Raw genomic sequence first — 25,351 nt, forward strand, 5'->3', positions numbered from 1 at the left:
GAGAGCATGAGCCTGCGTTTTCTTCCTTGGTCCTTCGTGCTCGCGCTGCTGGTGGGCTGCGGTACCGTCTCCAGCCCCCATGTGCAGCGCAAGGGCGCCCTGCAACCTGCGGCCAGCGCCGGCCAGGCCGCAGCGGACGTCCAGGCCGATGCGGCGGCCGACAGCCAGGGGGCACCTCAGGCGGTCATCCGCCGTGGCACCGGCACGATGATCAATCGCGAGGCCGCGCGCGCACCGTCGCCGGCATTGCATGCGGCCGGCACCGGCAGCGCCACGTTCAACTTCGAGGGCGAATCGCTGCATGCCGTGGTCAAGGCGATCCTCGGTGACATGCTGGGCCAGAACTATGTGATCGCGCCGGGGGTGCAGGGCACGGTCACGTTGGCCACGCCCAAGCCGGTCTCGCCGGCACAGGCGCTGAACCTGCTGGAGATGGTGCTGGGCTGGAACAACGCGCGCATGGTGTACAGCGGCGGGCGCTACAACATCGTTGCCGCTGACCAGGCGCTGGCCGGCACTGTCGCGCCGAGCACCGCACCGGCCTCCAGCGCGCGCGGCTTCGAGGTCCGGGTGGTGCCGCTGCAGTTCATCTCCGCCACCGAGATGAAGAAGGTGCTGGAGCCGTACGCGCGGCCCAACGCCATCGTCAACGTCGACAGCGGCCGCAACGTGATCACCCTCGGCGGCACCCGTGCCGAGCTGGAGAACTACCTGCGCACGGTCGAGATCTTCGATGTGGACTGGCTGTCGGGCATGTCGGTGGGCGTGTTCCCGATCACGTCCGGCAAGGCCGAGCAGGTCGCCAGCGACCTGGAGAAGGTGTTCGGCGAGGAGAGCAAGACGCCCAGCGCCGGCATGTTCCGTTTCCTGCCGCTGGAAAACGCCAACGCGGTCCTGGTGATCACCCCGCAGGTGCGCTACCTGGACCAGATCCAGCAATGGCTGGACCGCATCGATACGGCCGGTGGCAGTGCCCGCCTGTTCTCCCATGAGCTGCGCTACATCAAGGCGCGCGATCTTGCCGAGCGGCTCAGCGAGGCGTTCGCCAGCAGCGGCAAGCGGGGCGGCTCGAGCCCTGCATCGCTGGCCCCGGGTGCCATTCCGTCGCAGCTGGACAGCGACAGCGACCGTGGCATCGACAGCAACAACAGCAGCAGCTTCGGCTCGACCCCAGGCAGCAGTTCCAGTGGCGATAATGGCAGCTTGAACCTGCCGCAGCGCCAGTCCGGCAACGTCAGCGTCAGCCTGGAAGTGGAAGGCGACCGGGTCGGCGTGTCGGCGGTGGAGGAAACCAATACGCTGCTGGTGCGCGCGACGCCGCAGGCCTGGCGCTCGATCCGCGAGGTGATCGAGAAGCTGGACGTGATGCCACTGCAGGTACATATCGAAGCCCAGGTGGCCGAGGTCGCTCTGGATGGCGACCTGAAGTACGGCGTGAACTGGTTCTTCGACAACGCCGTGGCCGGGCGTGCACTGACCGGAGCCTTGAGCGGTGTCACCCTGCCGGCCGCGGCGGGTGGCTCCTGGAGCAGCTTCGCCGGTGCTGCGACCGGCGGCGAAGGCCTGGGTTGGGCGTTCACCGGCCACAATGGTGCAGCGGTGGTGAGCGCGCTGGACAAGGTCACCGATGTGCGACTGCTGCAGACCCCGTCGGTGTTCGTGCGCAACAACGCCGAGGCCACGCTCAACGTGGGTGACAAGGTGCCGATCAGCACCACCACGGTGAACACCGGCGTCGGCACCAGCAGCTACAGCTCGGTGCAGTACATCGATACCGGCGTGATCCTGAAGGTGCGCCCGCGCGTGACCCGCGACGGCACGGTGTTCCTGGACATCGTGCAGGAAGTCAGCAGCGCGTCGGATGTGCCGGAGAACTGCAATCCGCAGGAGCGCAACTGCAACCCGCGCATTTCCACCAAGAAGCTGGCTACCGAGGCCGCCGTACAGAGCGGCGACACCATCATGCTGGCCGGTCTCATCACCGACTCGGCCACCGACGGCAGCAGCGGCATTCCCGGCCTGAGCCGGATTCCGGTGATCGGCGCACTGTTCGGGCAGAAGAGCCGCACCAGCCGTCGTTCGGAGGTGATCGTGCTGCTGACGCCCAGCATCGTTCGCAATGCGCAGGAAGCGCGCACGTTGACCGACGAGTACAGCGAGCGTTTCCGGGCGATGGAGCCGCTGAACCAGCCGCGCGCAAAGAAGTAGGGGGTTACGGCGGGGCGACGCCCGCCGTTTCCATGAACCCCGCTTCGGCTCCGGCTTTTGCACGTGCCGGGTGCAACCCGGCCAACACCCTCCCGGTGCTACGCTGTGGCCACCGACAACCACGGAGGCGGGATGGGGGCGATCGTGTTGTTGCCGCTGTGCGTGGACGATGCGGCGCTGGACCGGTGTCTGGCCGCACTTGATGCCGGTACGGCACCGGGTACCGCGGTCTGGTTGGCCGACGATGCGCAGACCGGACCGCGCGCTCAGGCGGTCGTCGAGCACTGGCTGGCGAACACGCCACTGCAGGCCGAGTACACCCGCCGCGCCCGGCCGCTGGGCGAGGTGGCCCATCTGGATGAAATGCTGCGTGCCTGCGAGGGGCTCGATGTGGCCGTGCTGGCACCGGACAGCGTACCGGCGCCGGGATGGCTGCAGCAGCTGCAGGACGCCTTCGCCCGCGATGCGGCCATTGCCACCGCCACGCCCTGGTGCAATGCAGGCGAGACCGCGGCCTGGCCCCGGCTGGGCGAGATCAATGCCGAGCCCATCGATACTGCGCTGCTGGCGCAGACCTGCGCCGCACTGCCGACCCTGCACCCGGAGCTGCCATCGGCGGTCACGCATGCGGTACTGGTGCGCGGCAATGCACGTCGCCGTGCCGGCGGACTGGACGTGGAAAGCTACGCCGGCTGGAACGCTGCGCTGGTCGATCTGAGCCTGCGCATGGCGGGCCTGGGCTGGCGCAACGTGCTGTGCGAGAACGCGTTCGTCAGCCGCGCCGGCGAAGCGGTCAGCCGCGATGGCGATCTGGAGGCGTTGGCCGCGCGGTGGCCTGGCTGGGTGCCACGCCTGGCCGACTTCCTGATGCACGATCCGCTGCACGAACTGCGCGCGGACCTGCAGCAGCGGATGCAGCAGGCGATAATGCCGCGCGAGCAGGGCGATCTGTTCGTCCCGTCCGCGTCGGAGCCAACCGCTTGAATGCCGCCATTGCCGCCATCGTCGTTACCTACCAGAGCGGCAGCACCATCGATGCCTGCCTGTCGAGGCTGCGCCAGTCGCAGGATGTGGCGGAAATCCGGGTGATCGACAACGGTTCGGTGGATGGCACGCTGGATATCGTGCAGCGGCACGCCAGCCACGACCCGCGCGTGCGCTTCATCGGCAACCCGGACAATCCGGGCTTCGCCGCCGCCAACAACCAGGGCGCGGCCGATTCGCACAGCCCGTGGCTGGCGTTCATCAACCCGGACCTGATGGTCGAGCCGGAAACCCTGGCCAGGCTGCGCGACCGCGCACACGTGCTCGGTGACTGCCTGCTCGGGGTCGAGCAGGTGGATGAGCACGGCCATGCCGATGAGGCGGTGCGCCGCCGTGATCCGGATTTCCTGGCCATGCTGCGCTCGCCGGGCAGCGGCTCGAAACTGGCGATTCCGCGCGATCCGGCACAGACGCTGCAGCCGGTGCCGGCGCTGTCCGGCGCGCTGCTGCTGATGCCGCGGACGCTGTTTGATCGTCTCGGTGGCTGGGACGCCGGTTACCGGTTGCACGCCGAGGACCTGGACCTGTGCCGGCGCGCGCGTGAGGCGGGCGCGGTGGTGGCGATCGCGAACGACCTGCAGGTCACCCATGTCCGCGGCGTGTCCAGCCGTTCGCGGCCCTTCTTCGTCGAGTGGCACAAGCACCGCGGATTGTGGCGTTACTTCCGCAGGTTCGAGGCGCGACAGCGCTCGTTGCTGGTGCAGGTGGCGGTCTGGGGGGCGATCTGGGCGCACGCGCTGCTGCTGGTGCCGAGACTGCTGCGCAGATCCCTGTAGTGTCGAGCGTGTCCGGCGGCGGCGCGCATGGGCGGGCCCCCCGGTTCACCCCGCCGGGCGCATAATCCGCCTCATGCCTATCATCCAGTCCCTGCTCGACACCGATCTGTACAAGTTCACCATGATGCAGGCGGTGCTGCACCAGCATCCCGGCGCCCAGGTGCAGTACCGGTTCAAATGCCGCACGCCCGGCATCGACCTGGCCCGCTTCATCGACCAGATCGATGAAGAGATCGACCACCTGTGCAGCCTGCGTTTCAGCGACGCCGAGCTGGATTACATGCGTGGCCTGCGCTTCGTGAAGCCCGATTTCGCCGATTTCCTCGGCCTGTTCCACCTGGACCGCAAGTACATCCAGCTGCGTGCCTCGACCCGGGTGCCCGGCGAGATCGAACTGGACATCACCGGGCCCTGGCTGCATACGATCCTGTTTGAAGTGCCGCTGCTGGCCATCATCAACGAAGTCTGGTTCCGCAACACCACCACGCCCGACTTCGCCGAGGGCGAGCGCCGCCTGCAGGCCAAGGCCGCGCTGCTGCGCGACACCCCCGGCTTCGAGCAATGCCGCATTGCCGACTATGGCAGCCGCCGTCGCTACTCGCGCGACTGGCATGCGCGCCTGCTGCCGCTGCTGCGCGATGCGCTCGGCCCGCAGCTGGTCGGCACCAGCAACGTGCATTTCGCCCGGCTGTACGGCATGACCCCGCACGGCACCATGGCGCACGAGTACCTGCAGGCATTCCAGGCGCTGGGGCCACGGCTGCGCGATTCGCAGGTGGCGGCATTGGAGTCATGGGCACGCGAGTACCGCGGTGACCTGGGCATCGCGCTGTCCGACGTGGTCGGCCTGGACGCCTTCCTGCGCGACTTCGACATGTATTTCTGCAAGCTGTTCGACGGCGTGCGCCATGACTCGGGCGATCCGTTCGACTGGGGCGACCGCATGCTGGCGCATTTCCAGCAGCGCCGGGTCGATCCGCGCAGCAAGGTGCTGGTGTTCAGCGATGGGCTCGACATCGCCAAGGTGATGCGCCTGTACGACTATTTCCGCGGTCGCTGCCAGGTGGCCTTCGGCGTCGGCACCCACCTGACCAACGATCTGGGCCCGACGCCATTGAACATCGTCATCAAGATGGTCCGCTGCAACGGCCAGCCGGTGGCCAAGCTCAGCGATTCGCCGGGCAAGAGCATGTGCGACGACCCCGGCTACCTGGCCTACCTGCGTCAGGTCTTTGAACTGCCGGACCCGGCTTAAAGGTAGTCGACCACCACCAGGTAGGCGCCCCGCAGCGGTTGCTGCTGCGGCGCTTCCACGCGGTAGCGCTCGGAGAAGGCGATGTCGCCGACGCGCATGGCGCTGGCCGACACGGCCAGCTGCTGGCCATGGCGCTTGCCATCGCGCAGCGTCGCGGCCTGGCTGTCGCCCACCGCGGTCACCGCCACCGTCGAGCCCTTGGCCGACGGCGGGCAGGCCGCCAGGCTCAGCTCGCCCTGGGACAGGGCCGTCGTGCAACCCGGCTCGGCGATGCGGCCGCTGAACCGGATGCTGCCACTGCTGGCCTGGGCCAGCGCACTGACGGACATCAGGGCCACGCACAGCAGAAGGGAAGTCCTCATGACACGTTCTCTGGTTCGGTGTGTCCTAGTTAGCGACAGCTCCGGACGGCCTTTAATAGGCAAAATCCGAATCTGCTAGGGCCATCACCAACAAAGAGTGATGCGCATCAAATAAGGCGCTGGCCGCCTGAAAACAGCCTCTTTCAGGCGCGCCCGCCACCGGGGTCGAAGACGTCATCTGCTGTCGTTCCCCACCTTTGCCGGCCCGCGCCAATTCCCCATCGGCCGCCAAGCCAAAAGTGCCTATCACGTCACATTTGTGGCGTCAATAAACCATCGTTCAGAAAAATAATGGGACTTTCATCACAGTTCTGCATATACTTGCGTCACGGATTCAGGGGTAGGTATGTCCGAATCCGGCCACAGGTGAGACGCAAGGATGGGTCTTGAAGCCCGGCAGTGCTCCTTGCTTCCTCCTCTACTTCCATCTCTTCAGTAGGGTTAGGTAAAAGCAATGCACAAGATCAACATCATCGCGGCTCTCATGCTGGCCGCTGCTCCGCTGGCCGCCAACGCTGCCGACGGCACCATCACCTTCAATGGCAAGGTGACCGACAAGACCTGCACCATCTCGACCCCGGGCGGCAAGGACTTCGCCGTTACCCTGCCGACCGTGTCCAAGAACACCCTGGCCACCGCCGGTGCCGTCGCGGGCCGCACCCCGTTCGCCATCAACCTGACCAAGTGCAGCGCCGGCAACGTCGCCACCTACTTCGAGCCGGGTTCGACCGTTGACTTCAACAGCGGCCGCCTGATCAACCAGGCTTCGGCCAACGCTGCCGGCAACGTGCAGCTGCAGCTGCTGGGCTCGAACAACCAGTTCCTGCCGGTGAAGGCCGCAGGCACCGGTCTGGCCCAGGACAACTCGCAGTGGGTGACCGTTGCCACCGACGGCACCGCCAACCTGAACTACTACGCCGAGTACTACGCCACTGCCGCCGCCACCCCGGGCGACGTCACCAGCAGCGTCAAGTACACGATCATCTACAACTGATCATCGCCGTACCCGCACTGGCCGGCGTACGCGCCGGCCAGCGCTCCGCGGCCCCTGGCCACACACCTCGAGCGTAGTACTTCCGATGAAAGCTCTCTTTCCCCGGGCGCTGCTGCTGGCAGCGTCGACGCTGCTCTTCTGCCAGGAAGCCATGGCAGGCGTGGTGGTCAATGGCACGCGTGTGATCTATCCGGCGCAGTCGCGCGAAGTCACCGTGCAGGTCGACAACGTGGGCGACTCGCCCGCGCTGGTGCAGGCCTGGATCGACAGTGGCGACGCCAACCAGACGGCCGACACCAGTGATGCCCCGTTCGTGCTGACGCCGCCGATCAGCCGCGTCGAGCCGGGCCGCAGCCAGGCGCTGCGACTGATCTTCTCCGGCGCGCAGCTGCCGACCGATCGCGAGTCGGTGTTCTGGCTGAACGTGCTGGACGTGCCGCCGTCGCCGGACAACGCCGAGAACGGTGAGCAGAACTACCTGCAGGTCGCGTTCCGTTCGCGCCTGAAGCTTTTCTATCGGCCGCAGGGCCTGAAGGGCGTCGCCAACGACGCACCGGCAGCCCTGCGCTGGACCCGCAGCGGTGACCGCCTGCGGGTGGAGAACCCGAGCCCCTTCCACGTGACCCTGGCCGAAGTGCATGCCGTGACCGGCAGCAGCGAAAAGGCGGTCGAGGACAAGGGAACGATGGTCGCACCGAAGCAGAACCTGGAGTTCGCCGCACCGGCGGGCACCACCGAGGTGCGCTTCATCACCATCAACGATTACGGCGGTCGGGTGGAGCACAAGGTCCGCCTCGACAGCACCGGGGGCTGAACGCGCCGCGCTGGCCAGGGCCTGCGCATCCCGCCACCGCCGCCGTGCGGCGAATTGAAGGAATGTCAGTGTGATCGGAAACAGATTGACATTGTCGATCCATCAGGCGCTTTGCCTGTTGGCTGCCGGCGTGGCCTGCCCAGGATGGGCGCTGGCTGCCCCGGCCAATCTCGGCGAACAGGCGCTGATGGCGCAGACTGGGGCGGCGACCGCGCGTGCGCCGGAGTCGGCGCAGTTCAACTCCAGCTTCCTGTCCGGCCAGGCCAAGCAGGTCGATCTGGCGGCCTTCAGCAACGGCAATCCGATGGTCGCCGGCACCTACCGCGTGGACGTCTACGTCAATGGCGCCTGGCAGGGCCGCCGCGACGTGCAGTTCAAGGCGGATGCACAGGGGCGCGTCGATGCCTGCCTGGCGCTGCCGATGCTCGAGGAAATGGGCGTGGACAGCGAGGCGGTGCTGCTGCAGCAGGATCCGTCGGTGCCGACCGATACCTCCACGTGCGTGCCGGTGCAGCAGCGCATGGCCAATGCCTATGGCGTCTATGACAGCGGCAACCTGCGTTACGACCTGAGCATCCCGCAGGTGTTCCTGCGCCGCGAAGCGCGTGGCTACGTCAACCCCGCGCTGTGGGACCGTGGCATCAACGCCGGCTTCGTCGGCTACAGCTTCAATGCCATCGACAGCGACAGCCGCGTCGAAGGCGGACAGCGCAACCGCAGCGCCTATCTGGGCCTGAATGCCGGCCTGAACCTGGGTGGCTGGCAGTTCCGCCACGATTCCAACCTGACCTGGACCGAGGGCGACGGCCGCCACTGGCAGAGCATCGCCACCTACGCCCAGCGCGGCATCCCGAAGATCCGCGGCATGCTCACTGTGGGCGAGGCCTATACCACCGGCGAACTGTTCGAGTCGATCGGATACCGGGGTGCCAGCCTGGCCAGTGACGACCGCATGCTGCCCGATTCGCTGCGCGGCTACGCGCCGGTGGTGCGCGGCATCGCCGAGACCAATGCGCGGGTGGAAGTCCGGCAGAACCAGCAGCTGATCTATTCCTCCACCGTATCGCCGGGCAGCTTCGTCATCGACGATCTGTACCCGACCGGTTACGGCGGTGACCTGGAAGTGAGCGTGATCGAGGCCGATGGCCGCCGCCGCGAGTTCAAGGTGCCGTTCGGTTCGGTGCCGCAGATGCTGCGCGAAGGCGTCTCCCGCTACTCGGTGACCGCCGGCCAGGTCCGCAACGAGCTGCTGCGCGATGAACCCTGGCTGGCGCAGGGTACCTACCAGCGCGGCATCGGCAACCAGCTGACCCTGTACGGCGGCAGCGCGCTGAGCGAAGGCTACGTTTCACTGCTGTACGGCATTGGCCTGTCCACCCGGATCGGTGCGTTCGCGGCCGATGTCACCCACGCCCGCACGTCGTTCAACCACTACGGCGACCACACCGGCGCCAGCGTGCGCCTGAGCTACAGCAACATGATCGGCGAAACCGGGACCAACCTGACCCTGGCCGCCTATCGTTATTCGACCGAAGGCTACTACAGCCTGCAGGACGCCCTGTACGGACGCGACGCGGATGATCGCGGCATCGACCCGACCACCCGTGGCCGCCAGCGCAGCCAGTTCCAGCTGACCCTGAACCAGCCGCTGGGCCGCCGTGCCGGTGCGCTGTACGTCACCGGTTCGGTGCGTGACTTCTACGACCGTTCCGGCACCTCCAAGCAGTACCAGGTGGGCTACAACAACGCCTGGCGCTCGGTGAACTACGGTTTCTCGGCACTGCGCACCGAAGAAGGCATCCTCGGCCGGGCCGACACCCAGTACCTGTTCTCGATGAGCGTTCCGCTGGGCCGAGGGACCCATCCGGTGTCGTTCAGCGCCGACCTGGGCGCGCGTGACCGTGGTGGCTACGACAACAGCCGCGTGGGCATCACCGGTTCGGCCGGCGTCGACAACAACTTCAGCTACGGCGTGGCCCTGTCCGATTCCCGCGAGGGCAACACCACCGCGGTCGGCAACGCCGAGTACCGCAGCCGCTACACCGCGCTGAACGCGACCTACAGCCATTCCAGCGATTTCCGCCAGGCATCGGTGGGCGCCAACGGCAGCGTGGTCATGCATCCGGGCGGCGTCACCTTCACTCCGCAGCGTGGCGATACCATGGTGCTGGTCGAGGCGCCGGGCGCGCGCGACGCGCAGGTGACCAACGCACCGGGCCTGCGCATCGATGGTCGCGGCTACGCCGTGGTGCCGTACGTATCGCCGTACCGCCTGAACACCGTGACCCTGGATCCGCAGGGCATGGCGCATGACGTCGAGCTGGAAAGCAGCAGCCAGTCGGTTGCACCGTTTGCCGGTGCCATCAGCTACCTGCGCTTCGATACCCGCAAGGGCAACGCGCTGCTGATCCAGGTGCGCAATCCCGATGGCCGCACCCTGCCGTTCGGCGCACAGGTCAAGGACGAGCAGGGCCAGCCGGTGGGCATGGTCAGCCAGGGTGGCCGCCTGTATGTGCGCAGCGAGCAGGATCACGGCCGCCTGCAGGTGGAGTGGGGCGCCGGCGCCGACCAGCGCTGCACCGTCGATTACCAGGTTCCGGCGGGCGCCGATGCGTCCAAGACCGGCTTCATCCCGCTGGAGGCAGCATGCCGATGATTCTTTCCCGTGGCCGCAAGGCGCTGGCCGCACTGGCCGTGCTGGGGGGCGTGCTGCTGGCCCAGCAGGCCAGCGCCGCATGCCGCATCCAGACCAGCGGGTTCACCGCGCAGGACGTGACCATGGACATGGGTCAGATCGTGATCCTGCCCAGCACCCCGGTTGGCGGCGTGATCAAGGAGATCAGCGTTGCGATCAACCAGCAGAACAGTGTCGCGCGCTGCGACTGGTCCGGCGGTCGCTCCATCGGCGAGTACGTCAATGCCGCACAGAAGCGCCCGGTGGCCGGCTTTTCCAACGTCTATGAAACCGACGTGGCGGGCGTGGGCATCCGCCTGTTCCGCGACTCCGGCGCCATCCAGACCTACTATCCTCACTCGATCAACTTCAACGGCAACGCGACCATCTCGCTGATCGGTGGCCAGTTCCGCATCCAGCTGATCAAGACCGCGGCGCAGACAGGTTCGGGCATCATCGCGCCCAATGGCCGTTTCACCACCTATTACTTCGATGGCGATAGTGCCAGCCGGCCGGTGCTGACCTCCACCTTCAAGGGATCGGGCACGACCGTGGTCAGCCCGACCTGCGAGGTGGACGCCGGCAGCCGCAACATCGCGGTGGATTTCGGCAGTGTCCCCAACACCTCGTTCACCGGCGTCGGTTCGCGCGCGGTCAACCGTGACTTCGACATCCGCCTGAACTGCCAGGGCAGCAATGTTGCTGCCTACCAGAGCAAGATCGGCATCCGCCTGGATGCCGACCAGGACAGCTCCAACATGCCGGGCGTGCTGAAGCTCAGCGCGGCTGCCAACAGCGCGACCCGCATCGGCATCCAGATGGTCCAGCGCGATGGCACCACCGAGCGCGAAGTGCGCTTCGGCCAGGCGATCAATGTCGGCACCACCATACCGGGCACCAGCACCATGACCCTGCCGCTGCGCGCCCGCTATGTACAGACCCAGGCCGGTACCGTCGGTGCCGGTGTCGCGAACGGACAGGCGACTTTCACCATCCAGTACGAGTAGCGGCCAACGGCCGTTCCACCGCTGCGCTGCACCCCAACGTTGCCTGTTCCGCAGGCGACGTTGACTGCGTCTTGATCCCGGAAATACCAAGATCGGAGCTGCCATGAACGTATCGCAGCGCGAGTGTGATGCGCGTCATGAAATTCGAGTCACCCAACACAGCACCTCCGCTGCCGCAGCGTCGGCTCGGCGGAGGTCCGCTGAAAGGACCCGGCATGACAGCGCCCCATCTTGCCATCGCCGGATTGCCGCCCGAATTCGTCGAGATGCACGGCGGTGGGCTGTACTGGGTCGTCGCGGCCGGAAGCGCGCCGGCCGACCTGGTCGGCGCAGGTGTGCTGGGTTCGGCCAGCGACGTGCAGGACGCCGTGCTGGCGACGCTGGGGCGCGGCGCCGATGCGATGCTGGCCGAGCTGCGGCCGGGGGAGGGGCCGGCGCGGTTGCGTCTGTTCCGTTCCTCGGCCGCTGCCATGCAGCGGACCCTGCGCGGTCTGGCGGTTGATCTTCCCCGCGCGGCCACCGCCGCGACCCGCCTGTGCATGGTGCAGTTTCCGCTGGCGGCGCTGGAAGGCTGGAGCGATGCCCGGCTGGCGGCATGGAACCGGCAGCTGCAAGCCTGGGCGGAGCAGGCCGGCACGGTGCTGCTGCTGCTTTGCCACGGTGAAGTGGCCACCCTGGCGCCGCGCCTGCTGGCCTTGAACCGGACCTGTTCCGGCGTCGCCCAGCTGCATCCGCACCGCGGTGCGCTGCAGCTGCTGCTGCATTACTGGGCCAATGCCCATGGCGTGGTGGCCCGCCGTGCGTTTGCGATCGAAGCGGCAGAAGGCGGGTTGCGCCGCGTGCCAGAAGAGGCGGACAGCGTGCTCTCTGCGGTCGAGGCCAGCGGCGGCGATCGTGATCTGTACCTGGCCGAGGCCGACGTGCTGGAAGGTGCTCCGCCCCTGTCGCCCGCCTGGCGGCTCCACGATGGCTGGGCGGACCTGCTGCCTTCGGCGCTGCAGGCGCGCGAGGCCACCGTGGTGCTGGCGATCCGCAGCAACGACCAGGTGGACACACTGGCACGCCTGCTGCATCGGCTGCGCCGCGAGCGCGGCGACCTGCTGAAGCTGGTGGTGCGCGAGGTGCAACCGTGCCTGCGCTACGCCGACGAGCGCCTGCTGCTGCAGTGCGGCGGCAACATGGTGGTGCCGGCGACGACCCCGCTGCCGCGGCTGCTGACGCTGCTGGAGACGGTGCAGCGGCAGCGTTGGCAGGGGCAGCTGGCGGCCGACCCCGAACCGTTGATCCGTGCCCACCGGCCACCGGAAGTGAATGGAATCGTGGCGGCCGACCGCTTCCGGCAGATCGTCGGCGAACGCATCGATCAGGACGGCAGCGCGGTGGAAAGCGCCGTGCTGGCGCTGCAGCCGGTGGCCGGGCTGCGCGCGGAACAGACCCTGCAGCAGTTGAACATCCGCAGGCAGGGGGATGTGGCCTGCGTGTACCGCGGCCAAGTCCGCCTGTTCCTGTTCGGCTGCCGCCGCGATGCGGTCGAACAGGCGCTCTCCAACCTGTACCGGCTGCCCTGGCGCGAGCTGTTCGACGGCTACCAGCGCCTGGCCGAGTACGACATCGCAGCGATGAATGCCCGCGGCAGCGACTCCGAATCCGAGACGCTTCCCGCCCCTGCTGTTCCGTTGCCGCAACCCGCGGCCCCGGTCAACGAGGTTGCATTCAACGCCCCCATTCCATTCCGGTTGGGAGGTTCCGCATGACCACCGACCAGCAGCTGTGGACGCTGATCGCGGCCTGTGCGCTGGTGATGATTCCCTTCGGCGTGATGCTGGGCGCGCTGTGGCGCGCGGCGCGTCGCCACGCAGCGTCATGGCTGCCCCCACGGCACCTGCGGCGGGCGGGCGTGCGGGTGCGCGATGCGCGGAGGCCCCAATGAGTGCACAGCTGACGCCCGCATCGCCGTTCGTGTGGTCGGACCTGCGCGGCTGGAACCTGTATTTCCTGTCCAAGGTGGTGCTGGCCTGGATGGGCGCGCTGGACCTGAAGATCCTGCCCAACCTGTTGTTCCTGGCCGCACTGCTGGTGCCACTGCCGTGGCGATGGGCACGCATCACACGCACGGTCGTCGCCGTGCCGGTGGCCGTGGTGCTCTACTACCAGGACACCTGGTGGCCGCCCTTCCAGCGTCTTCTCGCACAGCCGGGCGTGCTCGATTTCTCCGCCGACTACTGGCTGGAGCTGGCGCAGCGCTTCATCAACTGGCAGATGGTCGCGGTGCTGGTGCTGCTGGTGGTTGCCTACCTGCTGCTGAAACCGTGGCTGCGCATCACGACGCTGAGCGTGCTGGGCATGCTGGGCATGGCGGTGGTGGCACTGCCATTGCCGGCGGGCCTGAACTGGGGAACGTCGCAGGCCACCGCAGCGACCGGCGGTGCTGACGCCGCTGCCGGCGCTGCCGGTGCACTTGCGCCGGCCAGCAACGAGACACTCAATGCCTGGCTGGCAGCCTTCTACCAGCAGCAGTCGGGCCTGAAGACGGTGTTCCCGGCGCCGGCCAGCGCTGCGCCGTTCGACGTCATCATCCTCAACATCTGTTCGCTGGCATGGAGTGATCTGGACGAAGTCGGCATGCGCCAGAACACGCTGCTGGACCACATGGACCTGATCTTCGACGATTTCAACTCGGCCACCGCCTACAGCGGACCGGCGGCGATCCGCCTGCTGCGCGCCAGCTGCGGACAGACCTCGCACACCGCATTGTTCGACCCGGTGCCAGCCGAATGCCAGTTGTTCTCCAACCTGCAGCGCCTGGGTTTCCAGAGCGAGCTGGCGATGAACCACGATGGGCACTTCGACAACTTCATCGGCGAACTGAGCCAGTACGGTGGGTTGCAGGCACGGCCGATGGACATCAGCGCGTTTCCCCGGGCGCTGGTCGCGTTCGACAAGTCGCCGCTGCGCCGCGATGGTGACGTGCTGAACGCCTGGTGGAAGCAGCGCCAGGCCGAACAGGCGCAGCAGGTCGCGCTGTTCTACAACACGATCTCCCTGCACGACGGCAACCGCATCGTCGGCGCCGACGGTCGTGCCAACGCGGCGGACTACAAGGCCCGCGCGCAGATGGTGCTGGGTGACATGGCAGGCTTCGTCGAAGCGGTGGAGCGCAGTGGCCGTCGCGCCATGATCGTCGTGGTGCCCGAGCATGGCGCGGCGCTGCATGGCGACCGCATGCAGATTCCCGGCATGCGGGAGATTCCGAGCCCTTCGATCACCCATGTGCCGGTCGGCATCAAGCTGGTCGGGATGGGCACGCCGGCCAGCGGAGGGCCGCGTCATGTGCCCGAGCCCAGCAGCTATCTGGCCCTCTCCGAACTGGTGTCGCGGGTGTATGCGCTGAACGCGCAGTCGCCGCCGGGAGCGCGTGACTGGGACAGCCTGCTGCAGGGGCTGCCACGTACGCCCTCGGTGTCGGAGAACGAAGGCGCCAAGGTCATCGATTACGGTGGCAAGCCCTGGCTGCAGCTGCAGGGAAGCAAGGCCTGGAACCCGTACCCGGAGGACAAACGCTGATGGCCGACATCCTGGCCGTTGCCAGTACGCTTTCGGTGGAGGAGGACGACATCGATCTGCTGCGTCGCAGCCTGGGCATGCCCGGGTTGCCCTACGTGGACTTCTCGGCGCAGAACGAACGTGCCCGGGCACTGGCACGCTGGCCGTTGCTGGCCGAGCTGGAGCGGCAGCCATGAGCGTACTGCTGTCCCTGCAGGGCGTGCACGGCGGCACAGGCGTCACCACGGTGCTGGCCGCGTTGGGACAGGCGCTGCATGCGCAGGGCCAGCGCGTGCTGCTGGTCGAGTGCAGTCCGGATCAGATGCTGGGCCTGCATGTCGGGTTGGCCGCGCGGGAGGCCGATGGCTGGGCGCGGGCGATGCTGGACGGCCGCGATTGGCGTGATGCGGCCTTCGCCTGCGCACCGGGCCTGGCAGTGCTGCCGTACGGCCGTGTCAGCGCGGCCGAAGCCCTGCAGATCGAGCAGGCGCTGAGTCTGGCACCCGACACCTGGAATGATCGCGTGCCAGTGCTGTCGGCGCAGTTCGACTGGCTGCTGTTCGACCTGCCGCAGCGGCTGCCGGCACATGCGGCGGCGGTCAACCGACATGCGCGCTGTACGCTGCCGTTGCGCCTGGCGTGCGTCGATCCGGCAAGCCACGTCTTCCTGCAGCGGCAGCACGACGATCCGCGCCGTCTGCTGGCCAACCGGTATGACCCGGCGGTTCCGGTGCAGCGCGATCTGATGCAGCTGTGGCTGCATGCGCACGCGTCGATGCTGGTGCCTCAGCCTCTGCACGAAGATGCGCGGGTGCCGGCCGCGTTGGCCAGCAAGCAGCCGCTGGGCCAGCATGCGGCCGATGCGCTGGCGGCTGCCGACGTCGCCGGCCTGGCATTGTGGTGCCTGGCCGAGGCGGCGCGGCGGCAGGATCGGGAGAGCGGGCGATGAAGGGCGCACGCATCCACTATCTGCACTGGAACCGGCTGCGTGAGCGCGTGTACGCCGCATGGCCACTGTGCGCGCTGCTGTGGTCGCTGCAGGCGCTGGGCTGGGCGCTGTTGAGGCTGGAAGGACCTGCGTGGCAGGCGCTGGCGCCGCGGCTGCGGCGTGCGTTCCCGCAGTTGCAGGGTGAGCGCCGCTGGCGCCCCGGAGATCCACTGCGGCTGCTGATCCAGGCCGCATGGCTGTCGCTGGTGCGGCTGGTTCCGCATACCTCGCTACGCCGACAGCGCCTGGCCCAGGCCCGGCGCCAGCGCATCGCCGAGCTGCGCGGAGCGGCAGGACGCGGTCGCCTGCGCTACCTGCGGGCGATGCGTGATGCACCTGCCGATGTCGGCAACAGTCGCCTCGCGGCGTGGCTCGCACAGCGCCTGGAGCACCTGCCGCCTCGCGTGCGTCAGGCGCTGACCGCGGTCACCGGTCTGGCTACGCTGGGTCTGGCGGCGCTGTGCATCACCCAGCCCTTCAGCTATCTGGCGCAGTTCGTATTCGTGCTGCTGCTTTGGGTCATCGCGCTGCTGGTACGGCGCATGCCCGGCCGCTATGCGACGCTGGTACTGGTGGTGCTGTCGATCACCGTGTCCTGCCGCTATCTCTGGTGGCGCTATACCGCCACCCTGAACTGGAGCAGCACCTTCGACCTGGTCTGCGGCCTGGTGCTGCTGGTGGCCGAGACGTATTCCTGGCTGGTGCTGATGCTGGGCTACGTACAGGTTGCCTGGCCGCTGCGACGGCGTCCGGCGCCCTTGCCGGCCGACATCCGGCAGTGGCCCACGGTGGATGTGCTGATTCCCACCTACAACGAAGACCTGTCACTGGTGCGGCATACCGTCCATGCCGCCATGGGGCTGGACTGGCCGGCCGACAGACTGCGCATCCACCTTCTCGATGACGGCAAACGCGAGGCGTTCCGTGCCTTCGCCGAGCAGACCGGCGTCAACTACATCACCCGCAGCGACAACCGGCACGCCAAGGCCGGCAACCTCAACCACGCCCTGACCCTGATCGACGGTGAGCTGGTGGCGATCTTCGACAGCGATCACTTGCCGGTGCGCTCGTTCCTGCAGATCACCTGTGGTTGGTTCCTGCGCGATCCGAAGCTGGCGCTGGTGCAGACGCCGCACCATTTCTTCTCGGCCGATCCCTTCGAGCGCAACCTGCAGGTGTTCCGCAGTGATCCCAACGAGGGCGAGCTGTTCTACGGGCTGGTGCAGGACGGCAACGACCTGTGGAATGCCGCATTCTTCTGTGGTTCCTGCGCGGTGCTGCGGCGTGAGGCCATCGATGCCATCGGCGGCTTCGCCACCGAGACCGTCACCGAGGATGCGCATACCGCCCTGCGCCTGCATCGCCAGGGCTGGAACTCGGCCTACCTTCGCATTCCGCAGGCGGCCGGCCTGGCCACCGACAGCCTGGGCGCGCACGTCAACCAGCGCATCCGCTGGGCACGCGGCATGGTGCAGATCTTCCGCATCGACAATCCGCTGCTTGGCAAGGGCCTGAGCCTGTTCCAGCGCTTCTGCTACGCCAACGCGATGCTGCATTTCCTCGCGGGCATCCCGCGGCTGGTGTTCCTCACCGCGCCGCTGGCCTTCCTCCTGCTGCATGTCTACATCATCTACGCCCCCGCGCTGGCGATCCTGCTGTTTGTCGTTCCACACATGGCCCACGCCAGCCTGACCAACGCGCGCATCCAGGGCCGGTACCGCCGCCCGTTCTGGGGCGAGGTCTATGAAACCGTGCTGGCCTGGTACATCGCGCGGCCGACCACCGTGGCCCTGTTCAGTCCCGGACGTGGCAAGTTCAATGTCACCGACAAGGGCGGCACGCAGGCGGGTGACCGCTTCGACTGGCGGGTGGCGCGCCCCTACCTGGTACTGGCGCTGCTGAACGTGCTGGGACTGTGCTTCGCCGTGTGGCGTTTCATCGAGGGGCCCGCCGATGAGCGCGGCACCGTGGTCGTGAGTTCGTTGTGGGTGCTGTACAACCTGCTGATCATCGGCGGCGCGCTGGCGGTGGCGGCGGAGGTACAGCAGGTGCGGCGCACCCACCGGGTCACCACGCGCCTGCCGATGGCGCTGCAGATACCCGATGGGCGTCGACTGCGGGGCGTGCTGCAGGACTATTCCAACGATGGCGTCGGCCTGGAGTTGGGACTGGATCCGCAACTGGCCGAAGGCACGCGCGTACACCTGCTGCTCGGGCGTGGCCGGCGCGAGTTCGCCTTCCCGGCGCGGGTACAGCGCAGCGTCGGCCATCGCCTCGGCCTGCTGCTGCAGTTCGACAACGAGCGCCAGCGCGTGGAGTTCGCCCAATGCACATTCGCCCGCGCCGATGCGTGGCTGGACTGGCATGCCGGTTACCAGCCCAAGAGCCTGCCACGCAGCCTGTGGAGCGTGCTGGTGCTGGGCTGGAAAGGCTATCGGCGAATGGGCGACTTCACGCCGTTCGATCTCGACCGCCCGGTGCACTGGAGCGGTCGCCTGCTGCGCTGGCTGGCCAGTTTCGCACCACAACGTCCGCTTCCCTCCCACCCGGCTGACCCAGCCGCTGACCCAGGGCTTCGTCCATGAGCATCCCGACCTCTCTGCGCTGGCTGCTGCTGCCGTTGCTGGTACTGCCAGTGGTGTCCGGCAATGGCGCTCCAGCACCCGTGCCGGCGCCTGCCACCGGTTCCACGCCGGATGCCCCGGCCGCGCAGGTTGCGGTACCGACCCCGACCACAGCGGCATCGGTGCCCGCGCCGCGCGGCGAACCGGCCTTGCCCGATACCTGGGCCGGCAGCGCTTGGCCCTGGCAACGGCACAGCACCTTCGCACAGCTTGGCCGCCGCCAGGACACGCTGCTGTCCGGCGTCCGCAACAGCACCACGTTCGAATTCCAGGTGCGCCGCGATCGCCTCGCGCGCGAAGCGGAGCTGGATCTGAGCTTCACACCCTCGCCGTCGCTGTTGCCGACGCTGTCGCACCTGCGGGTCTATCTGAACGACGCGATGATGGGCGTGGTACCGATCAGCAACGACCAGCTGGGACGCCCCGTGCAGGCCAAGCTGCCGCTGGATGCGCGCCTGATCGCTGATTTCAACCAGGTCCGCCTGGAATTCGTCGGCCATTACACCGACATCTGCGAAGAACCCACGCACAGCTCGCTGTGGGTCAACCTCTCCAGCAACAGCACGCTGAGGCTGGGCGGCCAGCCGCTGGACATGCAGGATGATCTGGCCAATTTCCCGCTGCCCTTCTTCGATCCGCGCGACACAGCGCGGCTGGAACTGCCGGTGGTGTTTGCAGCGGCGCCCACGCTGGCGCAGCAGCGGGCTGCGGCGGTCATGGCGTCCTATTTCGGCAGCCTGGCGGGATGGTGGCGGCAGGCCCGTTTTCCGGTGAGCTTCGGCACCCTGCCCGAGCGGGGCCACGCGGTGGTGCTGGCGGTGAATGGCCGCTTCCCGCCGGTGATCGCCAACCACGCGCCTGTGCAGGGGCCGGTGATCGAGCTGATGGCCCTGCCCGGGGATCCGCAGCGCAAGCTGCTGCTGGTGCTGGGCCGCAACGACGATGACCTGCAGAAGGCCGTTTCGGCGATGGCGGCCGGCAATGTCCTGTTCCGCGGCCGCCAGGTCGCGATCGACGAAATGAAGCCGTTGGCGCCACGCAGGCCGTACGACGCGCCGAACTGGGTGCGTACCGATCGCGCGGTGCGCCTGGCCGAGCTGCTGGACTATCCGCAGCAGCTGCATGCCAACGGGGTATCGCCGCAGCCGATCACGGTCAATCTCAACCTGCCACCGGACCTGTTCATCTGGCGCAACCAGGGAATTCCACTGAACCTGCGTTACCGCTACACGCCGCCGTTTGGCAGTGATGAGTCGCGGCTGGGCGTGGCGATCAACGACCAGTTCATTTCCAGCTTCCCGCTGGTGCGCCGCACCGGCAAGCAGGGTGTGGCGGAAATCCGCCTGCCTGTGCTCGCTGGCGATGCCGGCGCCGACGATGGCCGCCTGTTGATTCCGGCGCTGAAGCTGGGTGACCGCAACCAGCTGCGGTTCGACTTCAACTTTGCCAGCGTGATGGGCAGTGCCCAGCGCGACCACTGCCAGACCGTGCTGCCGCCCAACCTGCAGGCGGCCATCGAGGAGGATTCGACCATCGACTTCTCCGGCTTCCATCACTACATGGGGCTGCCGGACCTGTCCGCGTTCGCGCTCAGCGGCTTCCCGTTCACACGCATGGCGGACCTGTCTGAAACCGTGGTGCTGGTGCCGCCGTCCGCCAGCGAGGCCCAGGTCAGCCTGCTGCTCAACCTGATCGGAGGCCTGGGCGTGCAGAGTGGGTATCCGGCCTACGGGTTGCGCCTGTCCGCGGACTGGAAACAGGCCAGTGCGCTGGATGCGGATCTGCTGGTCCTGGGCGCATTGCCGGATGAGCTGCGCGGCAGCCAGCAGCTGTCACTGCTGATCGACGATCAACGCACGCGCCTGCTCAATGGCCAGTGGTCATCGCCGGAGCTGGCGGTGCAGCAGGCCCGTCGCGGCAGCCGCGCGGGCGATCCTGCGGTCACCCGCGTGGCGGTCACCGCACAGGCGCCCTTCGCGGCCATCGTCGGCCTGCAGTCGCCCCGCCATGCACAACGCAGCATCGTCTCGCTGGCGGCCAGCCATCCGGCCGACTATCAGCTGCTCGATGATGCACTCAGCGACACCGGCAAGCGCGAAGCCATTGCGGGATCGGTGGCGATCCTGCGCAGTTCCGGCATCAACAGCCAGTTCGTGGGGGAACACTACTACGTGGGCGCGCTGCCGTGGTGGCTGCTGCTGTGGTATCACCTGGCCGATCATCCGGCATTGCTGGCCGTGCTGGCCACGCTGGTGGTGCTGATGGTCGCCTTCCTGCTCTGGCGTGCACTGCGCTGGGTCGCCGCGCGGCGCCTGGATGCGGGCAAGGAATGAGCCGGACCTCGCCGCCGCTGCTGATGGCGTCCCGGCTGGTGCTGCTGGGTCTGGCCGGGACCGGCGCATGCGCGGCACAGGCGCTGCCGCAAATGCCCGGCGGCACGGCGGCCGAGCAGCGGCAGTGGTTGTTGCAGCAGGTACGCATCGGCGAGGCGACCGGGCGCCAGAGTCTGATCGAAGATGCGTTGGCCCGGCTGCGCATGCTGGCACCGGATGATCGTGGCACCCTGCTGGCGATCCTGGAGGTGCAGTTGTCGCAGCAGAAGGTGGAGGATGCGACCGCGACGCTGCAACGATTGCGGCAGGTCGGTGCGGGCAGTCGCGAACTCGCTGCGGGTGATCGCCTCTGGCAGGCCTACCAGGGCGATCTGCAGCAGGAGCTGCAGCAGGCACGCCTGTTCGCAGCCGGTGGCCGCAGTGCCGATGCGCTGGCGATCTACCGCCGCCTGTTCAATGACGCGCCTCCGGGGTTGCAGCTGGGGCTGGAGTACTGGCGTCTGCGTGGCGCGCAGGCGGATGGCCGCGCGCTGGCGATCCGGGAGCTGACCGCATTGGACCAGGCGTATCCAGGCAACACCGGGCTGCTGCAGACGCTGTCGCAGCTGCTGTTCGCGGCCGGTCGCGACGATGAAGCGCTCGACGCGCTGCGGCGCATGGGCCGCAACCCCGACGCCCGCGGGCTGGCTGCCGATGCCGAGTGGGCGTACCTGCAGGACCAGCCCGCCGATGAGCGCGGCGTGCGTCGCCTGCAGGAGTTCATCACCCGCAATCCCACCTTCAATGACATCGCCCTGGTGCGCGAGCGCTATGCCGAGCAGCACAGGCAGGTCAGTGATCCGGCCTGGCGGGCGGGTCTGCGTGGCCAGCAACTGCTTGAACGCGGGCGCGATGCCGAGGCCGAACGTGCCTTCCAGCAGGCGTTGCGGGCCTATCCGCGCGAAGCCGCCTTCCTGGGCGGATTGGGCATGGCGCAGATGCGACAGGGCCGTCGCGCGTCGGCGATCAGCCTGTTCGAACGCGCGATCCAGGCCACGCCCGTCGGCGAGAGCAGCGACAAATGGCGCGACCTCATTGCCAGTACGCGCTACTGGCTGCTGCTGGACCAGGCCGATGCCGCACTCGGTGCCGGTCGGCTGGACGAGGCGGATGCGTTGTACGCGCAGGCGCGGCGGCAGCAGCCACGCGAGGTCAACGCACGGCTGGGGCAGGTGGATGTTGCCGTGGCCCGTGGCGACGACGCCTCGGCCGAACGCCAGCTGCAGGCCGCGAGGCGGATGGCGCCGAACGATGCCAACGTGATCCGCAGGTTGGTGCAGCTGTATGGGAGGACCGATCCGCAGCGTCTGGAGACCTTCATCGATGCGTTGCCGGCCGCGCAGCGCCGGTTGTACGCCGAGGATCTGCGTCAGCTGCGGATCAGTCGCCTGCGCGAACGACGTGAGCAGGCCCTGGCGGCCGGCGATGCGGAGGCCGCCCTTGCGCTCGGGCATGAGCTGCGCGTGGAGCTGCCCGCCGATGCGTGGCTCGCCCGTGCCCTGGCCGTTGAGCTGCAGGCCGCGGGTCGGCCTGCCGAGGCCGATGCGGTGGTCGCGGACATGGTGGCGCGCAATGACAGCGCTGAAGCACGCTACGCGCAGGCGTTGTATCTGTCCGGCACCGATCGCCTGCCGCAGGCACTGGCAGTGCTGGACGCGGTGCCGCTGGCGGAATGGGATGACGATATCCGCGCACTGTCCGCACGGCTGCGCCGGCAGCAGCTCATCGATCATCTCTGGTCGCTGCGTGCGCAGGGACGCGAGCCGGAAGCCATCGCTCTGCTGCAACAGCAACCGGCCAGTGCCGAGAACAACCTGCTGCTGGCCGACTGGGCGCGCCTGCGCGGCGACCACCCGCAGGCCCTGCAGTATTACCAGCGGGTACTTGCGGAGCAGCCGGACAACGTTGATGCACAGCTTGGCCAGGTGCAGGCCTGGATCGGTGCCGGCGATCTGGACAACGCGCGGCGGCAGATGCGGCTGTCGCCCCCGGTGGTCGCCGAAGATGCGCTCGGCCAGCAGCGCCAGCTGGCCGGCATCTGGACCGACCTGCACGAGGACGCCAAGGCATTGGCGATCTTGCGCGCGCTGCTGGCCCGCAGGGACGGTCCGGATCCACAGTCCTGGCGCGACGCAGCGCGACTGGTGCGCCGCGAGGATCCGCAGCAGGCGCTGGACATGTACGCGCAGGCGATGGCCGACAACGGCCTGCTGGCCGCAACGCAGGCACAGCCGCGCGACAACCGCGCGCTGACCCTGGCCAGCCGCGAGACCGCGGGGGACGACTGGCTGCGGCGCAGCCTGCGCAGCGACGTGGAAACGCTGTACCAGCAGGAAAATCCCACGCTGACGGTGATGCAGGATACCGGTCGTCGCAGCGACGGAACGCCCGGCATTTCCCGCCTCGGGCGCGACACCCGCATCGCGCATCTGGATGCGCCGTTTGCAGGCGGGCTCGGCTGGGCGCGCATCGAACAGGTGCACTTCGACGCAGGGCGGTTCCGCACCGGCGCCGACGGCACTTATGACGAGGATTTCGGCAGCTGCGACCTGTCGCTGCTGCGTGCCGACGGCTCCCGGCTGCAGGCCCCGGGATGTACCCGCTTCGTGCATCAGCGGCGCAGTTCCGGCGCAGGGTTCGCGGCCGGCTGGCGCACGCTGGACGATCGCTGGAATGTCGACCTTGGCCATACGCCGTCCCACTATGTGATCGGCAACTGGCTGGGAGGCATCACCGCCAATGGCGATCTGGGCCGTCTCGGCTGGGGGGCGACGCTGTCGCGGCGGCCGATGACCAACTCCCTGCTGTCACAGGCCGGTGCCCGTGATCCTCGCAGCGGCATTGCCTGGGGTGGGGTGACCGCCAATGGCATCACCTTCAGCCTGGGCTTCGATGAGGGCGGACGCAATGGTGTCTGGTCGAACTGGAGCTGGCACCGGTTGACCGGTCACAACGTCGCGGACAACACGCGTGCGCGTGCGATGGTCGGCTGGTACCACAAGCTGATCCAGCGTACGGACATGCGCCTGGACGTCGGCACCACGGCCATGTACTGGCGTTACCAGAAGGATCTGGGCGGCTACTCGCTGGGCCAGGGCGGCTACTACAGCCCGCAGCGCTATGCCTCGTTGAGCCTGCCGGCCAGCTTTGCCTGGCGCAATGATCTGTGGTCGCTGCGGGTGGATGGGTCGGTCAGTGTTTCCAGCGCGCGTACGGCGTCGATCAGCCGCTTCCCGGACCAGGCGCTGATCGAGCGCGTGGTGGCACAGCTGGAGCCGCAGTACGGTGCTCTCGCGCTGGACGAGGCTGGCCTGTACACCGGCGACAGCCGCAGCACCGGCACCGGCTATCGGCTCTACGCGGCCGTGGAGCGGCGGCTGGGCGATCACATCGTCCTGGGTGCGGCGGGAACCCTGCAGCGCAGCCGTGACTTCTCGCCGAACACATTCCAGCTCTATCTGCGCTATACCTTCAAGCCCTGGCAGGGCAACCTGCCGCTGCCCGTGTCGCCACTGGTGCCCTATGGCGAGTTCCGCTGACCCGCAACGCCGCCGACTGCTGCAGGCGACGGCCGCCTTGCCGTTGCTGGCCATGGGCGCAGGGCGTGCGCTCGCAGCGCCGCGCTGGCCGGCCTGGCAGGTGCTGCTGGACAGCAGCCTCAGCAACGACGGACGCATGATCGATCGCAGCCAGGACGACCAGCGCAGTACGTCGGAAGGGCAGTCGTATGCGTTGTTCTTCGCGCTGGTCGACAACGATCAGGCGCTGTTTGATCGCGTTCTGGGCTGGACCCAGGACAACCTGGCCGGGGGCGATATGCGGCAGCGGTTGCCGGCCTGGCTGTGGGGCCGCGATGACAAGGGCGGCTGGCGCGTACTGGACGACAATCCGGCGTCCGATTCCGATCTGTGGCTGGCCTACGCCCTGCTCGAAGCGGGGCGGCTCTGGCACCGTCCTGCGTTGCAGGCCATCGCCGGGGGCATGCTGGGGCAGGTGCGGGAAAGGGAAGTCGTGCAGCTGCCCGGTCTCGGCCCGATGCTGCTGCCGGCACCGCAGGGATTCATCGAAGGCGATGCGACCCGGGTCAATCCCAGCTATCTGCCGCTGCCGCTGCTGCGGCGCTTTGCCGCGGCCGATCGCAGTGGGCCCTGGGCGGAACTGGCGGACAACGCGACCACGCTGCTGGAGCAGACCAGCCCGCATGGCTATGCACCGGACTGGGCGGCCTGGCAGCAGGGGCGCTTCGTGGTCGATCCGGTGAACGGAGCGGTGGGCGGCTACGATGCGATCCGCTGCTACACGTGGGCAGGCATGACGGCCCCGCGCGATCCGTTGTTCCGGCGGCAGCTGGCGGCGTTGTCCGGTCCGCTGCAGCGCCTGCGCAGCGGTGCGGCACTCTGGGAAAAGGTCGATACCCGCAGCGGGCAGGGGCAGGGCGAAGGCAACTATGGTTTCCGCGCGGCTGTACTGCCCTGTGTGCTGGCGCAGCGCGAGCAGGGGCTGGCGAAGTCGCTGCTGGCCAGCCTGCCCAGCCCGGAACAGCAGCGTGCCGAGGCACCGGCCTACTATTCGCAGATGCTGGCCCTGTTCGGCCGAGGCTGGGCCGAGGGCCGCTGGCGTTTCGGCGTGGATGGCCAGCTGCGACCGGCATGGCGATGAGTGCACCACCAGCCCGCCGTGACAGCGGGCC

General features: G+C 68.0%; 18 protein-coding genes. 17 read left to right on the forward strand and 1 reads right to left on the reverse strand.

Translation table 11 applies throughout. The features are described 5' to 3' along the window. Positions 1-6 precede the first annotated feature (6 nt). The 4 genes from gspD (at position 7) to pncB (ending at position 5,283) form a co-directional block, all read left to right on the forward strand. Positions 7-2,208 (forward strand): type II secretion system secretin GspD, encoded by a 2,202-nt coding sequence (gene gspD, locus ACZLIF_RS02865; RefSeq protein ID WP_128989090.1) that lies wholly within the window; start codon positions 7-9, stop codon positions 2,206-2,208. Positions 2,209-2,340: 132 nt separating this feature from the next. After that, positions 2,341-3,192 carry a glycosyltransferase family 2 protein gene (locus ACZLIF_RS02870; protein WP_128989093.1) on the forward strand — a complete coding sequence of 284 codons (852 nt, stop codon included), beginning with the start codon at positions 2,341-2,343 and terminating at the stop codon, positions 3,190-3,192. Next, entirely contained in the window at positions 3,189-4,028 is an 840-nt protein-coding gene (locus tag ACZLIF_RS02875; RefSeq protein WP_128989095.1) for a glycosyltransferase family 2 protein, read from the forward strand. The genes ACZLIF_RS02870 and ACZLIF_RS02875 overlap by 4 nt, the downstream gene beginning before the upstream one ends. Before the next feature lie 73 nt (positions 4,029-4,101). Next, positions 4,102-5,283: a nicotinate phosphoribosyltransferase gene (gene pncB, locus ACZLIF_RS02880; protein ID WP_053518866.1), complete on the forward strand. Its 1,182-nt coding sequence runs from the start codon at positions 4,102-4,104 to the stop codon at positions 5,281-5,283. Here the strand turns inward: pncB and ACZLIF_RS02885 are convergent. Beyond that, positions 5,280-5,645 carry a hypothetical protein gene (locus ACZLIF_RS02885; RefSeq protein ID WP_053518868.1) on the reverse strand — a complete coding sequence of 122 codons (366 nt, stop codon included), beginning with the start codon at positions 5,643-5,645 and terminating at the stop codon, positions 5,280-5,282. The two genes, pncB and ACZLIF_RS02885, sit on opposite strands and share 4 nt — an antisense overlap. A gap of 454 nt (positions 5,646-6,099) precedes the next feature. Here ACZLIF_RS02885 and ACZLIF_RS02890 point away from each other — a divergent pair, with 454 nt between their 5' ends. From ACZLIF_RS02890 to bcsZ, 13 genes are all read left to right on the forward strand, one after another. Continuing rightward, on the forward strand, positions 6,100-6,639 hold the full coding sequence (locus ACZLIF_RS02890) for a fimbrial protein (RefSeq protein ID WP_053518870.1): 540 nt from the start codon (positions 6,100-6,102) through the stop codon (positions 6,637-6,639). An 85-nt stretch (positions 6,640-6,724) separates the two neighbouring features. Continuing rightward, positions 6,725-7,453 carry a fimbrial biogenesis chaperone gene (locus tag ACZLIF_RS02895; protein ID WP_053518872.1) on the forward strand — a complete coding sequence of 243 codons (729 nt, stop codon included), beginning with the start codon at positions 6,725-6,727 and terminating at the stop codon, positions 7,451-7,453. Between the two features lie 91 nt (positions 7,454-7,544). Then, complete coding sequence (locus tag ACZLIF_RS02900; RefSeq protein WP_065175834.1) at positions 7,545-10,109, forward strand: fimbria/pilus outer membrane usher protein; 2,565 nt, start codon at positions 7,545-7,547, stop codon at positions 10,107-10,109. Beyond that, the gene (locus ACZLIF_RS02905) at positions 10,100-11,134 is read left to right on the forward strand and encodes a fimbrial protein (RefSeq protein WP_128989097.1); all 1,035 of its coding nucleotides are present in this window, start codon (positions 10,100-10,102) and stop codon (positions 11,132-11,134) included. The genes ACZLIF_RS02900 and ACZLIF_RS02905 overlap by 10 nt, the downstream gene beginning before the upstream one ends. 215 nt (positions 11,135-11,349) lie before the next feature. After that, positions 11,350-12,888 carry a BcsE family c-di-GMP-binding protein gene (locus ACZLIF_RS02910; RefSeq protein ID WP_128989099.1) on the forward strand — a complete coding sequence of 513 codons (1,539 nt, stop codon included), beginning with the start codon at positions 11,350-11,352 and terminating at the stop codon, positions 12,886-12,888. After that, on the forward strand, positions 12,885-13,064 hold the full coding sequence (gene bcsF / locus ACZLIF_RS02915; protein ID WP_128989101.1) for a cellulose biosynthesis protein BcsF: 180 nt from the start codon (positions 12,885-12,887) through the stop codon (positions 13,062-13,064). Before ACZLIF_RS02910 ends, bcsF begins: the two co-directional genes overlap by 4 nt. Continuing rightward, a complete protein-coding gene (gene bcsG / locus ACZLIF_RS02920) occupies positions 13,061-14,698 on the forward strand; it encodes a cellulose biosynthesis protein BcsG (RefSeq protein ID WP_128989103.1) in 1,638 nt (545 codons plus the stop codon). The genes bcsF and bcsG overlap by 4 nt, the downstream gene beginning before the upstream one ends. Then, on the forward strand, positions 14,698-14,874 hold the full coding sequence (gene bcsR, locus ACZLIF_RS02925) for a cellulose biosynthesis protein BcsR (RefSeq protein ID WP_080375313.1): 177 nt from the start codon (positions 14,698-14,700) through the stop codon (positions 14,872-14,874). Before bcsG ends, bcsR begins: the two co-directional genes overlap by 1 nt. Next, a complete protein-coding gene (gene bcsQ / locus ACZLIF_RS02930) occupies positions 14,871-15,626 on the forward strand; it encodes a cellulose biosynthesis protein BcsQ (RefSeq protein ID WP_128989105.1) in 756 nt (251 codons plus the stop codon). Before bcsR ends, bcsQ begins: the two co-directional genes overlap by 4 nt. Next, positions 15,623-18,250: a UDP-forming cellulose synthase catalytic subunit gene (gene bcsA, locus ACZLIF_RS02935; protein WP_128989107.1), complete on the forward strand. Its 2,628-nt coding sequence runs from the start codon at positions 15,623-15,625 to the stop codon at positions 18,248-18,250. The genes bcsQ and bcsA overlap by 4 nt, the downstream gene beginning before the upstream one ends. Next, entirely contained in the window at positions 18,247-20,622 is a 2,376-nt protein-coding gene (gene bcsB / locus ACZLIF_RS02940; RefSeq protein ID WP_128989109.1) for a cellulose biosynthesis cyclic di-GMP-binding regulatory protein BcsB, read from the forward strand. Before bcsA ends, bcsB begins: the two co-directional genes overlap by 4 nt. Next, the gene (gene bcsC, locus ACZLIF_RS02945) at positions 20,619-24,200 is read left to right on the forward strand and encodes a cellulose synthase complex outer membrane protein BcsC (protein ID WP_128989111.1); all 3,582 of its coding nucleotides are present in this window, start codon (positions 20,619-20,621) and stop codon (positions 24,198-24,200) included. Before bcsB ends, bcsC begins: the two co-directional genes overlap by 4 nt. Then, positions 24,184-25,320 carry a cellulose synthase complex periplasmic endoglucanase BcsZ gene (gene bcsZ / locus ACZLIF_RS02950; RefSeq protein ID WP_128989112.1) on the forward strand — a complete coding sequence of 379 codons (1,137 nt, stop codon included), beginning with the start codon at positions 24,184-24,186 and terminating at the stop codon, positions 25,318-25,320. The genes bcsC and bcsZ overlap by 17 nt, the downstream gene beginning before the upstream one ends. Positions 25,321-25,351: the final 31 nt, after the last annotated feature.

The organism is Stenotrophomonas sp. 2201_Sma (assembly GCF_056486685.1).

What these genes read in the sequence shown, in the direction of transcription:
- gspD (WP_128989090.1), top strand. Translation starts at nt 7, where the DNA reads ATGAGCCTGCGTTTTCTTCCTTGGTCCTTCGTGCTCGCGCTGCTGGTG.
- ACZLIF_RS02870 (WP_128989093.1), top strand. Translation starts at nt 2,341, where the DNA reads ATGGGGGCGATCGTGTTGTTGCCGCTGTGCGTGGACGATGCGGCGCTG.
- pncB (WP_053518866.1), top strand. Translation starts at nt 4,102, where the DNA reads ATGCCTATCATCCAGTCCCTGCTCGACACCGATCTGTACAAGTTCACC.
- ACZLIF_RS02885 (WP_053518868.1), bottom strand. Translation starts at nt 5,645, where the DNA reads ATGAGGACTTCCCTTCTGCTGTGCGTGGCCCTGATGTCCGTCAGTGCG.
- ACZLIF_RS02890 (WP_053518870.1), top strand. Translation starts at nt 6,100, where the DNA reads ATGCACAAGATCAACATCATCGCGGCTCTCATGCTGGCCGCTGCTCCG.
- ACZLIF_RS02895 (WP_053518872.1), top strand. Translation starts at nt 6,725, where the DNA reads ATGAAAGCTCTCTTTCCCCGGGCGCTGCTGCTGGCAGCGTCGACGCTG.
- ACZLIF_RS02905 (WP_128989097.1), top strand. Translation starts at nt 10,100, where the DNA reads ATGCCGATGATTCTTTCCCGTGGCCGCAAGGCGCTGGCCGCACTGGCC.
- ACZLIF_RS02910 (WP_128989099.1), top strand. Translation starts at nt 11,350, where the DNA reads ATGACAGCGCCCCATCTTGCCATCGCCGGATTGCCGCCCGAATTCGTC.
- bcsF (WP_128989101.1), top strand. Translation starts at nt 12,885, where the DNA reads ATGACCACCGACCAGCAGCTGTGGACGCTGATCGCGGCCTGTGCGCTG.
- bcsG (WP_128989103.1), top strand. Translation starts at nt 13,061, where the DNA reads ATGAGTGCACAGCTGACGCCCGCATCGCCGTTCGTGTGGTCGGACCTG.
- bcsR (WP_080375313.1), top strand. Translation starts at nt 14,698, where the DNA reads ATGGCCGACATCCTGGCCGTTGCCAGTACGCTTTCGGTGGAGGAGGAC.
- bcsQ (WP_128989105.1), top strand. Translation starts at nt 14,871, where the DNA reads ATGAGCGTACTGCTGTCCCTGCAGGGCGTGCACGGCGGCACAGGCGTC.
- bcsA (WP_128989107.1), top strand. Translation starts at nt 15,623, where the DNA reads ATGAAGGGCGCACGCATCCACTATCTGCACTGGAACCGGCTGCGTGAG.
- bcsB (WP_128989109.1), top strand. Translation starts at nt 18,247, where the DNA reads ATGAGCATCCCGACCTCTCTGCGCTGGCTGCTGCTGCCGTTGCTGGTA.
- bcsC (WP_128989111.1), top strand. Translation starts at nt 20,619, where the DNA reads ATGAGCCGGACCTCGCCGCCGCTGCTGATGGCGTCCCGGCTGGTGCTG.
- bcsZ (WP_128989112.1), top strand. Translation starts at nt 24,184, where the DNA reads ATGGCGAGTTCCGCTGACCCGCAACGCCGCCGACTGCTGCAGGCGACG.